This is a genomic window from Caballeronia udeis, from assembly GCF_044909315.1.
Lineage (GTDB): Bacteria > Pseudomonadota > Gammaproteobacteria > Burkholderiales > Burkholderiaceae > Caballeronia > Caballeronia udeis_A.
Map to the genome: position 1 here is coordinate 67,413 of NZ_JBIYEB010000005.1, position 12,162 is coordinate 79,574.

The 12,162-nt window shown below is 56.4% G+C and carries 12 protein-coding genes; 7 read left to right on the plus strand and 5 right to left on the minus strand.

What is annotated here, in order from left to right; translation table 11 throughout:
- Positions 1 to 113: 113 nt before the first annotated feature.
- Positions 114 to 716, plus strand: coding sequence for a serine O-acetyltransferase (locus ABH944_RS09825; protein ID WP_404606572.1), 603 nt, complete (start codon positions 114 to 116; stop codon positions 714 to 716).
- 32 nt (positions 717 to 748) lie between these two features.
- Here ABH944_RS09825 and ABH944_RS09830 read toward each other — a convergent pair whose 3' ends face one another.
- On the minus strand, positions 749 to 2,005 hold the full coding sequence (locus ABH944_RS09830; RefSeq protein WP_404606574.1) for a flippase: 1,257 nt from the start codon (positions 2,003 to 2,005) through the stop codon (positions 749 to 751).
- Between the two features lie 64 nt (positions 2,006 to 2,069).
- Positions 2,070 to 2,909 carry a hypothetical protein gene (locus ABH944_RS09835; RefSeq protein ID WP_404606576.1) on the minus strand — a complete coding sequence of 280 codons (840 nt, stop codon included), beginning with the start codon at positions 2,907 to 2,909 and terminating at the stop codon, positions 2,070 to 2,072.
- 1,477 nt (positions 2,910 to 4,386) lie between these two features.
- Between ABH944_RS09835 and ABH944_RS09840 the strand changes: the two genes are divergently transcribed.
- Positions 4,387 to 4,650 (plus strand): hypothetical protein, encoded by a 264-nt coding sequence (locus ABH944_RS09840; RefSeq protein ID WP_404606577.1) that lies wholly within the window; start codon positions 4,387 to 4,389, stop codon positions 4,648 to 4,650.
- Positions 4,651 to 4,737: 87 nt separating this feature from the next.
- Here ABH944_RS09840 and ABH944_RS09845 read toward each other — a convergent pair whose 3' ends face one another.
- Entirely contained in the window at positions 4,738 to 5,328 is a 591-nt protein-coding gene (locus ABH944_RS09845; protein WP_404606579.1) for a hypothetical protein, read from the minus strand.
- Positions 5,329 to 5,478: 150 nt separating this feature from the next.
- On the opposite strand from ABH944_RS09845, the gene ABH944_RS09850 reads away from it, so the two are divergent.
- Positions 5,479 to 6,132, plus strand: coding sequence for a TetR/AcrR family transcriptional regulator (locus tag ABH944_RS09850; RefSeq protein WP_404606580.1), 654 nt, complete (start codon positions 5,479 to 5,481; stop codon positions 6,130 to 6,132).
- Between the two features lie 304 nt (positions 6,133 to 6,436).
- Complete coding sequence (locus ABH944_RS09855) at positions 6,437 to 6,850, plus strand: VOC family protein (RefSeq protein WP_404606582.1); 414 nt, start codon at positions 6,437 to 6,439, stop codon at positions 6,848 to 6,850.
- 89 nt (positions 6,851 to 6,939) lie between these two features.
- Here the strand turns inward: ABH944_RS09855 and ABH944_RS09860 are convergent, their stop codons facing one another.
- Entirely contained in the window at positions 6,940 to 7,620 is a 681-nt protein-coding gene (locus tag ABH944_RS09860) for a TetR/AcrR family transcriptional regulator (protein ID WP_404606583.1), read from the minus strand.
- Between the two features lie 109 nt (positions 7,621 to 7,729).
- Between ABH944_RS09860 and ABH944_RS09865 the strand changes: the two genes are divergently transcribed.
- Positions 7,730 to 8,863 carry an FAD-dependent oxidoreductase gene (locus ABH944_RS09865; RefSeq protein ID WP_404606584.1) on the plus strand — a complete coding sequence of 378 codons (1,134 nt, stop codon included), beginning with the start codon at positions 7,730 to 7,732 and terminating at the stop codon, positions 8,861 to 8,863.
- 218 nt (positions 8,864 to 9,081) lie between these two features.
- Here ABH944_RS09865 and ABH944_RS09870 read toward each other — a convergent pair whose 3' ends face one another.
- The gene (locus tag ABH944_RS09870) at positions 9,082 to 10,101 is read right to left on the minus strand and encodes a MerR family transcriptional regulator (RefSeq protein WP_404606585.1); all 1,020 of its coding nucleotides are present in this window, start codon (positions 10,099 to 10,101) and stop codon (positions 9,082 to 9,084) included.
- A gap of 109 nt (positions 10,102 to 10,210) precedes the next feature.
- On the opposite strand from ABH944_RS09870, the gene ABH944_RS09875 reads away from it, so the two are divergent.
- Both ABH944_RS09875 and ABH944_RS09880 read left to right on the plus strand, forming a co-directional pair.
- On the plus strand, positions 10,211 to 10,819 hold the full coding sequence (locus tag ABH944_RS09875) for a TetR/AcrR family transcriptional regulator (protein WP_404606587.1): 609 nt from the start codon (positions 10,211 to 10,213) through the stop codon (positions 10,817 to 10,819).
- A gap of 279 nt (positions 10,820 to 11,098) precedes the next feature.
- Positions 11,099 to 12,100, plus strand: a complete 1,002-nt coding sequence (locus ABH944_RS09880) for an NADP-dependent oxidoreductase (RefSeq protein WP_404606589.1) — start codon at positions 11,099 to 11,101, stop codon at positions 12,098 to 12,100.
- Positions 12,101 to 12,162: the final 62 nt, after the last annotated feature.

Here is a 12,162-nt window from a genome sequence, read left to right on the forward strand (position 1 = left end):
GATCACGGGCGTGCAGGCCTTTTGAAGGCGCCAATCTGCCATATTGCGCCAACACGATACTGTCGATTACTGTACCCTCGTTCCAATCCCCGCTTCGTCGAATATAACTAAATATGAAGAATTTAGTTAAAACAATTGGCATGATACTCAGCGCTGTTCGCCTCACCCCTCATTTGATCCTTCTGGTGACCCGGGACAAAGATGGATTAATTCGATCTGATATCGAGCGATGGAATGAAATATATCTTAAAAACAAAAATTTCCGCCCTGCTCTCGCGTTCGTCCAGTTGATGACTATCTATCCCGAATACCGGAGTCTCTTTTATCATCGCGCTGGTTGGCTCGGGAAGATGGTCAGCCCGCTGTGCCGTCCAATGAATACCCTTTTTATTTCAACCGACATCATTGGACCCGGCTTGTTCATTCAACACGGTTTTGCGACGATAATTGCCGCAAAATCCATTGGAACAAACTGCTGGATAAACCAGCAGGTGACAATTGGATATTCCAATGCGAATGACTGCCCCACCATTGGCGACAACGTGACGATCAATGCGGGCGCCAAGGTCATTGGTGGCGTGACCATTGGAAACAACTCGAAGGTCGGAGCGAACGCGGTCGTGGTTAAAAACGTGCCCGCGAACGCGACCGTTGTTGGTGTTCCCGCCCGGATCGTGAAGCGTGATGGCAAGCGCGTGGACGAGCCGCTTTGCTGATCAGCTTCACGGGTTTTCCACGCTTCCAGGCGTCACGCAAAACCATACTTTTCGCTGACTTCCTTCGAAGCGTAAACTATCATGGCCGTCATTAATACTTCAGTTGCTACTACAGAATAAGCAGCGCCAAGCGCCCCCCAGTGATATATGACAAGCGGCGCCTGCAGAATGTGAAATATGGCCCCCACAAAATAAATCTTCTTTAACACAGCCTGATTTCCAGATGCGATAAGGCGAAGTTGAACAAGCGTTGCCGCAACACCAATTATAACCGGCACAATAATCATTACCCTCAGGATTGGAAAGGTGTCGTGGAATTTGCTCCCGAAAAAATGCTGGACGAACCATTCGCCAAAGAGCTCGAATCCCACAAACATCAACGCGCCTGCCGCCAAGAATACGAGAATTAATCGCCTTATAATTTTCTGAACCCCGAGATGATCACCCTCGGCATACATACCGCATATCTTTGGAAAAAACGCTTGTATGGGAGGCGTTGAAAGCTGACGAAGAGGCGTAGTGATTTTATCAGCGGCAACGTAATATCCCACGCCAACGCTGCCACTGATCAAACGCAGCAGCAACACGTTGGCGTACATATATATTGAGGTCAAAGCAGAACTGAGAAAGAGATGGTACGAATCCTTCGCTTCTTCAAGAATGGATTCTATAGACGTCTCGACCTTGAAACATATCTCACCTTTGGAAAACGCGATTGCCGTCAGGATCAGCCCGGAAAATAATGAGGGCGCGAACTGCAAGCCCGACGCCAGGCCGACGTCCCCACTTCCCTTGACCAATAAGAAAAGCGGTGCAAGCAGAAGGATTCTTATCACCACGACCCAGATCGCGAGCAACGACATACGTTGCAGCCCTTGGTAGAGCCAGGTGGGCGTGAGCACGTTTCCCCATAAAACCAGGTTCGCGAGCAATAGCGAGGTTCGATCCCCAGGACTTTTATAAACGACTAGTGCGAGAAAAATCAGGACCGCGGAACCCACCAAAGCCAATATGGCTTTCGCGGTCATCGTTGTCCAATATATTCGATTTATGATCCCTGGTTCGTCCCTATGGATGGCAATTTTCCGGGTACTGGTAAGATCAAATCCGAAATCGACGAAGATCAGCAAGATCTGTGCGACTGTTTGCGCATAGCCGATCGTCCCTATGCCGGCTGGACCCAGAACGTACGAAAGATACGGTATCGTGATCAGTGGCAGAACGTAAGTTATCAGCTGAACCCCGTAGAGAGCGACGATACTTTTTCGCGTCGATACCATGGCACTCATTCGCTAAGTTGATTGATTGGAAGCATACGGAGGCGAATCTTGTTCGGTAACAGACGTCGCACTGCTACGAAAATTTCTTGAACCCTGCCCGGACTGCAATTTTTTCCGTGACAGTCAACGGTTTCGGCTGGACGAATCCGGTGTCGAAATGTGCAAGCCGCATACTAAAAAATAACTCCTGGAGTACGCATCTAGCTTTATTGGCCATGCTGGCGCAGTTTTTAACCGACAGTGGTTCCGCTTTGTACCAGGCTTCTGGATTGGTCGAAAAGAGCCAGCCAGAAATGTGCAGCCTGAGGGAGTGAGCCACGGCCGGTCCAAAAAAGGTGTCTTCCTCCGGACTGTCATTGATATAAGCATTCAGTTCCGGCACGTAGATCATGTGATTGATGCTCTTGAGTGCGGCGTCATCCATGACGAAAAGGTTGGATCGCACCCAGCGTGTTCCAAGCAGGTGGTTGACCTCTACTTGTCGTACCGCTGAATCGATTCGGCCCGAAATAAATTTCGTCCCCATATAGGTACGAACTGCGCCATGCAAGTTTCGTAAGAAGAACCTGTCAATTGGCTGATGTGTGCCGACTGTGTCGTTGGCGAACAGGCAAGTGAAACGGTCGGGAATACTGGCCCTGAGATCATTCAAGCCTCGCTGATAGGCGCCAAACTCGAGCCCTTCATTGTCGTGCCGAATGATCTTTACGGTGGGAGCGGCATTTAGGAAGACACTTTCTGCGTGCTTTTCGCTGATCGCCGGGTTGTTCACTACTACGCGTAAAGACTTCATTTCCTGCCAACCGCCCAGCACCTCGATTATCTGCGCAATTTTTCGAAGGTAAGCAGGGTAGTAGACTACAACGATCATGTGCAAATCTTCTTTAACGCTACGGTCGCCCTTGCTATCCATCTGAAATCTATCCCTCATATCAGTCCCACCCGACATCCAGGTTCGAGACAAGTTAGATTCATGACCCTGCCGGGGCCGCGATGCTGGATTTGGTGTCCGGTCAAATAACGTGCGGCTTCGACCATCTCTCTCGGCGTACAACTCAAGGTGTGCCGCAGTTCAGCCGCTACATTAGCTCAGTAGAACATCTCAAAACGGTGAAAATTCCGTATGTCGGGCTGTATCTGTGCTTTGTCTGAATTTAGCTAATCCACGGCGCTTGTTTGCAAAATGCTTTGTCGCAATAAGCGAATCTGCTATAGCGAACGCGCCCAATGACAAACGATGTCACCGACAATCAAGACCGCCAACGCGGCCGCGAGCGAAATCTTGAACGACTCCATCATCCTCTGGACGTTATGCGGACTTACGTGCGTTGCTACGTGGCCTACTCCATTGTGCCTGCGCCACCTGCAGGGAATGATGGTTGGACGAGCCGAGATCCCGGATACGGTGGTGCTTGACAAGAGCGGAACGAATCTCACCCCGGAAAGGCAGTGCCCCGGGAAGTTCAGGAATTCAAGGCCTTCCACTGCGTGCGTGTCATTCTGCGTGGCATCGGGTTGATACGTATGCTCGGGAAAGAACAGGTTAGAAATCAAAGCGAGACTCCCTTGCCTGCCGTGCAGAATCTTCATTTTTTATAAGTAGTCCTTTTATTATTCGTTGCACGTGGCCTATTCCGGTTATCGCGGCAAAGCCCAACCTCCCTGATAACACAGCCGTGTCGGGCCCAGCGCGCCGCGACAGCGAAAGACCGAGGCGCGGTCAGAACGGGGAGCACTGGCTCCCCTCGCCTTACCGCACCTTGTCTATCCTCAAGTTCATCGTGCACCAGTCGATATCACTATTGCAGCGCCTACGCGGTGAATATCGAAAAACCCAGACGAAAGGCGTAAAATCCCATGGAGAAATTTTTGGCAAGGATTTTTGACCGCGCCCCACGCACGAAGCGCTGAGACGGATTCCAGGAGCGAAAGCTCAGGACGCCCGCCCATGTCAACCGAAGCAGTGCGGCACGGCGATCAATGAAATCTGGGGTATGGAATTCGTTGGCAATCTGAAATGACGAACACGACCGCAGCGCAACGCCTGAGGCCGGCGATATCCAGAGCGCATGTTGACCGTTCATGGTGGAGCGAATTTTCAGTGTATCAAGGGCGTTGGCCCAAGTTTGCTTTGCGCCGTGCTAGCCGCTCACCGATATTGAATGGCTGCAAGCCTCACGTCAGCGACCGCTGCGTGCCGTGCACGCTCGCTGAGAGATTAGATCAGGTATCCGAATCATTCTGCCCTCGACAGGTATACTACTGGCGCGCACTCTCTTGGCCGTAGCGCTTCCCGGAGCCCAGGCACGAGAGTAGACCTTGAACACACAACCAATGACCAGATCGGGACCTTGATGAGCACTCCAACCCCGCCTGCCGGACGGCCGCCGTTGACCGGTAACGTAGCAGTCGCGCCGCGCGGCGTCATCCGCGCAACGCTTTCTATCGCACTGCTTCTGACAACAATGGTGTTCGTGATCTTACTCGGCGCCACGTTGGAAGCGCTGGCGGAAAAATACCTGATGGGAACTGGTACAAACAAGCACGAGCAATTTCTTGCGCTCTTTATTCCGGCTACCGGCTACATCGGTGTCGCGGTTGTGATCTTGCTGTCGATACGCATGGTACTCGTTCGGCGTAAACGCACGCTATAAGAGGCTAGTTCTGAAATATCCCAGGGGACTGTCGACTTTCCCGGCGAGCGGTCAAGCTTGACGCGGAGCCAGGTGTCCGATTCAAACTCAGCGCTTGTCGCGAACTGCCTGTTGCCGCCGGCCTTGCGCCGCGATGTGCGTCTGAATCACTTTGGAACGTGAGCCGGCGAGCTGCGAACGTCGCGCTGCTGCGCTCGCTTTCTCACTGGTCAAACCCACTTTCGCCTTGGGACTTCTCGTCGCCGCTGCAACCGCCCCGCGCTTGCCGGAGGGCTCTTTTGCGGCGACCACCTTACCTTTCCCGACGAGCGCCTTACGTGTCACGGCTAGCGCGAGTGCACGTTCCGCCTGGCTTGCCAGACGGGTTTCCGCTGCCGCAAGCTTGGCCTGTCGGCCTTCGAGACGCTGCTGCACTTCTTCGAACAGCTTGACCTTTTGTTCAGTGCGCGCGTTGTCGTTACCCAGCACGCCCGACTTGGTACCCGTGCGCTCGCGGGTCGCCAGCTTCTGACGGCGCAGAAGATCACGATACTTGTCGCGCAGGGTGCAAGCGCGCTTTATCTTCTGACGCAATTGCGCGGCGTTCCACCCGGACAGGGCCTCGCCGACACTGCATTCAAACAACGGCAACTCGGATGCGCTAAGCAATCCCCGGGCGTGGCGACGGTTGTATGCCATGTGACGGCCTCCTGTGTCTATGCCGAATGTATAGAACACGCCGCTCACCAAGGCAAGGCTGCGTTCGCGGAAAGCAAGTAGTAGAGTGTCGGCCTCATATCGCGAAGCTTGTAGAATAAGAGTGATTACTCGCTTTTAAACAGAAAAATCGTGATAACGAAAAGACGCCCTTCACTAAAACCGCGCAAGGTTCCTCAGCAATCCCGCGCCGAACACACTGTCGCCGCGATCCGGGAGGCGGCGGCCGGCATTCTCGAAACCCGGGGCATGGAGGGGCTGAATACGAATCTCGTTGCCAAGCGCGCGGGTGTCAGCGTGGGCACGCTGTACCAGTACTTCCCTAATAAAGATGCGCTAATCGTCGCGCTGAGTCTGCGGCAACAAGCGGCGTTCTACGCCGAAGCGGAAGGCGCGCTGGACCAGCCGACTGGTCAGACTGCGTTGAAATACCTGATTACGGTTTCGGTACACCAGCAGCTGCGACGCCCGGCGCTGGCGCGTGCACTCGATTTTGAGGAAGGCCGCCCTGCCATTGCCAAAGAGCTCGGAACTTCCAAGGCTGCTTTTCAAGCGTTGACGCACCGGATCCTGGCTCGCGACGATATCCCTCCGCAGGACAACATCGAGATTGCGACGGACGACGCCCTCGCTATAGTGCGCGCCGTGGTCGATGCGGCGGGAGAACGCGGCGAGGTGGACCGGGGCGCGCTGGAACGCCGCGTTGGACGTGCTCTGTTCGGCTACCTCGGCATCTCCGCTCTCGACCCCGCCAAGTCCCGCGCACGACGTAAGCCGTCCCTCTAATCGTCGGCCGACGCATACCTCGCATCATTTGATTGCCGGTTCACAGCGCGGTATCCCAGCGCCGCGCCAGATCCTGGTCGCTCCAAAAAGCGAGTAATCGTTCCCTTCCATGTTGGACTCGGCGCGAAAACCCGCGTCGCTGCTGGATCTGAGGCCGGATAAACCCGCATGGCTAAAGCGAGTTTTAAAATCGAGCAATTACTCGCAAAATTCACCTCAAGGCGCAATACCCGGAAGATACTGCCCAACAAAGTCGTATCCGGGAGCCAGCCTGTATGTGATCAACATTTTGCGAGATCTATCAATGAAACTTCATCAGCAAGCCAAGCTCAATCACCTGAGCTTTCCCACCGCCAACGTTGCAGACACCGCTGCGTTCTTCGAAAAATATCTCGGTTGCGAGGTCATCGCGACCGGACAGCACTGCCTGCTCAAGCGTAACGGCTTCGACATTGTCCTCGAGCAGGTCGACAAGGAGGTACCCGTCTGGCCGAAAAACTTCCACTTCGGACTCGAAGTCAACACGCTGGAAGACGTTCAGACGCTCTATCGGGAATTTCTCGAAGGCGGTGTTCAGATGGAAACGGAGGTGTTCAATAACACGCGCGGATCGCGATTTTTCTGCCGTGCGCCGGGTGGCGTCCTGATCGAGATCAACACACGTGCGGACATGGATCAGGATCAGTGGCGAGCGCTCTTTCAACAAAAGACGCAATAACACTCAGCATGCAGCGTTATTGATCATGGCGGCCAGACAGCCTGCGAGATCGCTGTTAACCGGTGAACCGCTCGCCTCGTCATACCAGATCAGCGACCACGCGATGACTCGATCCCGCTAAGCATGAGATCGATTCCGACGAGAAAATCGACACGGTCGTCGTGAACGCGCAACTGTCCGGCTACGCCGCGGGTGAACGGGTACTCATCCGGATCGAGCTGGGACCACGCGGTCGACACCTCGCCCAGAAAGTTGGATCTATCGAGGTCTTGCTCCTGTGCGATATGCGTGTTCGCCGCGTTCTGCCCACCCACGCCAAGGATGTAGTTCAGCAGCGCGGACACCGTTGCCCACTGTTCTTCGTCCGGCACACCAAGAGAGCATAACTGCTGGCCTATGCGTTCGAGAACACGCACCGTCGGCAACTGGCCGGGGGCACGTGTCAGCGCTGAGCCAACCCACGGATGCGCGTCGATCGCGTCGAACATGGCCAACGCAACCGCGCGAATGATTGCTTTCGGCGTCGCGCCATCCACGGGCGCGTTCATCGTGCGAGCGACGATGGTGTCGCACGCGGCGGTCATCAGATCGCTCTTGTTGGCGACGTGCCAGTAAATGGCGCCAGGGCCGGTGGCGAGCCGCTCGGACAGGGCGCGGAACGTCAGGCCGCTCTCTCCGCTGCTGTCGAGAAGCGCGATCGACGCCTCAATGATTCGATCCCGCGAGAGCGACTCCTCCCGCCGTTGGGTGCCGCGTGCTTTTTTTACCATGCCTCTTCTTGACACAAATGGAACGTTGTTCCAATATTACTCTGGAATGACGTTCCAGAGAACGCCTGCAACAGATCCTATGGCGATCTCCGACCAACAAGGAATCAGGATGAATACTTCAATTGCGATCATCGGTGCAGGGCTCGGCGGGCTGACGCTTGCCCGGGTCCTGCACGTCCATGGCATCGCTGCGACGATCTACGAAGCGGAAGCGTCGGCAAACACGCGATCGCAGGGAGGCATGCTCGATATCCACGAATACAACGGGCAGCTTGCGCTCAAGGCAGCGCGGCTCTTCGATCAATTCCTCGCGATCATCCACGCTGGCGGTCAGGCATCGAGGGTACTCGACAAGGACGGCAAGGTCCTGCTTGATGAGCCCGACGACGGCACAGGCGGTCGACCTGAAGTACCCCGAGGAGAGCTTCGCCGGATCCTGCTTGACTCACTTCCCGCCGGCACGGTCCGCTGGGGACATAAAGTCACAGCGGTGTCTCCGCTTGGTGGCGGACGGCACGTGTTGACCTTTGCTGATGGCTCAACGGCGACTACCGACCTCCTCGTGGGTGCCGACGGTGCCTGGTCGAGAGTTCGTCCACTTCTTTCCGATGCGAAGCCGGCGTATGTCGGCACCTCCTTCATCGAGACATACCTGTTTGACGTCGACACCCGTCACAAGGCGAGCGCGGAAGCGGTTGGCGGTGGCGCGCTGTTTGCGCTGGCGCCAGGAAAAGGCATTTTCGCGCACCGCGAGCCCAATGGCGTGCTGCACACGTACGTGGAATTGCACAAGCCAAAGGACTGGATTGACAGCATCGACTTCTCTGACCCGGTAGCTGCCAGGACCCACGTCGCCAGGGAGTTCGGCGGCTGGGCGCCGGAGCTGACAGCGCTCATCACCCACGGTGAGACGGACCCTGTGCCTCGCCCTATTCATGCGCTGCCCGTCGAGCACAGATGGGACCGCGTACCCGGGGCGACACTGCTCGGCGATGCAGCGCACCTGATGATCCCGTCTGGTGAAGGAGCCAACCTCGCCATGTTCGACGGCGCTGAACTCGGGAAGGCCATCGCCGCTAACCCCGATGACATTGAAGCTGCGCTCACTGCGTATGAAAAGGACCTCTTCCCCCGCAGCGCGTCCGAGGCTGTGGAGGCGCAAGGCGTACTCGAGGTATGTCTCGGCCCCAACGCGCCCCAGAGCCTGGTTGATTTCTTCACTAATAACCAGCCCGCAAAGTAATTGCCCTGCACGACCGAACCTTGAATGACCCCGAACAAAAATGCCCAGACGCCATCATCGCGTGACAACTGTGAACGCGTTGCCTCGGTCCGCATTAATGGGAATCGGCTGCGAGAGATAGCCGTTCGCCGGATTGCGGACATAGGCCAGGTACTCGTTGTCGTGATCGAAGGCGTTTTCCGCCAGCGTCCAGCTTCTGACTTACGTTTTCGCAGCGTCTATTTGGGCCGCCCTATTGCCTCCCGCATAAATCCAAGCAATTCCTCATTCGCCCACGACCCTTTCGTCAACTCCGGCTCGTTCTGCAACGAGTGGCGGATCTTTGCATGCGTCGCCGGATCATCGCCTGCATAGCTGCGAAACAGATCCATCCACCGCCGCGCCAGTTCACGTGCTTGCGGCGAATCCGGCCTCGCGCCTTCGTCGATTGCATCGCGCGCATCGGCCATCAACTGCGGCCATTCCATTGCACGCTTGCCGTAGTTCGCGCGCAGAAAGAGAAACTCCCCGGGCGACAAATACCGCTCAAAGATCGCAATCTTGGTCTCGGCGAAAGCGCGAATCACGTAATCGCGCAACTCGGGAGAAATGCCCATGCTCGCCTGCATCGACGGCTCGTTGTCGTGCATGCGGTTCAGTTTTGCAAACATGCGCGGGTCATTGTTGGTGTCGCGCGCGAGCAGCGTCATCCAGCGGTCCGCAAGCGCGCGTGGGCGTTCATCGGCGGGAGAAACACCCGCGTCCATCGGGGCGCGCACCTCTGCGAGGAGTTCCGTCCATTCGGCGGACTGCGTCTGGGTCTTCCGGTACATCGGCAAGCGGTCCAGTTCTTCTTGGGAAAAGTAGCGGTTGAACATGGTCATCAACTCCAGGGTTCTGAGCCAGTCGACCAGCTCGGGCTCCTTGCCGTCCATCAGCGTGCCGCGCAGTTCCAGAAGGCGGTCCCGCAAGCGCACAGCCTTGTCGATCTGCGCGTCGAGCATCGCGATCTGACGTGCGACGATGTCAGCAAGAGGCGTGTCGGGCTGGGCTAGATAAGCGCCGATGTCGGCCAGCGTGAGACCGAAGCCGCGCAACGCCTGGATCCGGTGAAGCCGGGCGATGTCGTCACGGTTGTACAGCCGGTAGCCGTTATCGGCGCGCGCCGAAAGCGTGAGCAGGCCGATGGCGTCGTAGTGATGCAACGTGCGGACGGTCAGTCGGCTCTTCTTCGCCAATTCCCCTACTTTCAAAAGCATGCAACCTCCGTTCAGTGCGCACGATGAAGGCTGGAACCTTACGCTACGTGAGGGTCAAGCGGATCTTCAACAAGATCGCTCCGCACAGCACATTGCGCCGAAACGTTATATGATGACCATCATGAAGAAAGTGTCAATCAATCGGAAAACCGTCAGCCGCAAGGAAATCACGCACGAGCGCATCGTGGAGGTTGCGGCGCGCGCGATTCGTCGGAGCGGCTACGACGGCACGGGCGTGGCGGACATCATGAAGGAGGCCGGCCTGACGCATGGCGGCTTCTATGCGCACTTCCCATCGCGCGAGGTACTGCTTGCCGAAGCGGCTGACCGCGCCGGCGCTGAAGCCGTGGCCCTGTCGGAGCAAATCGCCGCGTCCGGGCCGCCAGAGCAGGCATTACCGTCATTGGTGCGCGCCTATCTGTCGAAGCAGCATTGTGAAGATATCGAGAATGGCTGCCCCGTGTCTGCCCTCGGCTCGGAGATGCCCCGCCAGGCGCCAGTTGTGCGGCGCGCGGCCACTCGCCGTATCAAGGAGATGATCGATGTCGTTGCGCGCCAATCGCCGGATTGGGGCCAACCTGGCGCGCACGAACAGGCGCTTACGACAGTGGCCACCATGGTTGGAACCATGGTGCTGGCGCGCGCCGTTGACGACCCCAAGTTGTCGGAAAGTTTTCTTGAAGCCGCGTTGAAAAAACTCGCGCCGACGGATGCGTGAGTCCGCCAGCCCGACGTCGATTTTCGTTGAATCATCAATATGATACCTATCATATTATAGCGTGGTGAATATTCGACAGACCACGTAAAAGCGCCCCTCATATTCGGAAGGGCAGTATGGAAACCGGAAGAGTGAAACAGTTAGTCGAAGGCGCGGATGGTCCCGGGGTTGCGGCCGAAACGGTACTGCAGGCCGACATTGCGGCTTGCCCAACACTCCGCTATACGGCCGGTGGCCTCGTGGCCGTCTGATGCAACAAGACACTGACAAGGAACCGTGATGAAGGCATTCGTCGTCGATCAATATGGACGCAAGAATGGCATACGAGCTGCCGATATGCCGCCCCCGGAGGCGCGCGAGGACGACGTATTGATCCAGATCCACGCCGCTAGCGTGAACCCTCTCGATTCGAAGATCAGGGATGGAGAGTTCAAGCTCATCTTGCCGTATCGTTTGCCGCTGATTCTGGGCAACGACCTGGCCGGCGTGGTTGTTCGCGTCGGATCGCGCGTACGACAATTCAAACCGGGCGATGAGGTCTATGCGCGGCCGCATAAGGATCGCATTGGCACTTTCGCAGAATTCATTGCGGTCAAAGAGGATGGCGTAGCCCTCAAGCCCACCGCTCTCACAATGGAGGAAGCGGCTTCAATCCCGCTGGTGGGATTGACTGCCTGGCAGACGCTGATCGAAAAAGGGCAACTCCGGAAAGGGCAAAAAGTACTCATCCATGCGGGCTCGGGCGGCGTTGGTACGTTTGCCATTCAACTGGCCAAGCATGTGGGAGCGACTGTCGCAACGACCACGAGCGCTCGGAATATCGACTTGGTGAAAAGCCTCGGAGCGGATATTGTCATCGATTACAAGCAAGACGATTTTTCGACCATTCTAAAGGAGTACGATCTAGTTCTGGATACGCAGGGTGGAAATACCCTGGAGAAGTCGCTGCGAGTGCTCAAGCCGGGTGGCAAACTCATCGGGATCGCCGGTCCGCCTGATCCTGATTTTGCCAAAGAGACAGGCGCGTCATGGTTCCTGAAAACGGCGATGCGCTTCCTGAGCTATCGCATCCGAAAAGCGGCGAAACGTCATCACGTCAGCTATTCATTTGTTTTCATGCGACCTGATGGCGGCCAACTGAGCGAGATCGCCAAGCTCATCGACGCGGGCGCCATAAGGCCCGTGATAGATCGCGTTTTCCCGTTCGAGTCAACCCAAGAGGCTTTGGCTTACGTCGAAACCGGACGCGTAAAGGGTAAGGTTGTCATCAAGATCAGATAGTCATGCACGCTCGTGAAGATGTGGCTGGAATTGCAGCCATCAAGTTCGACTTGTGCAGATAC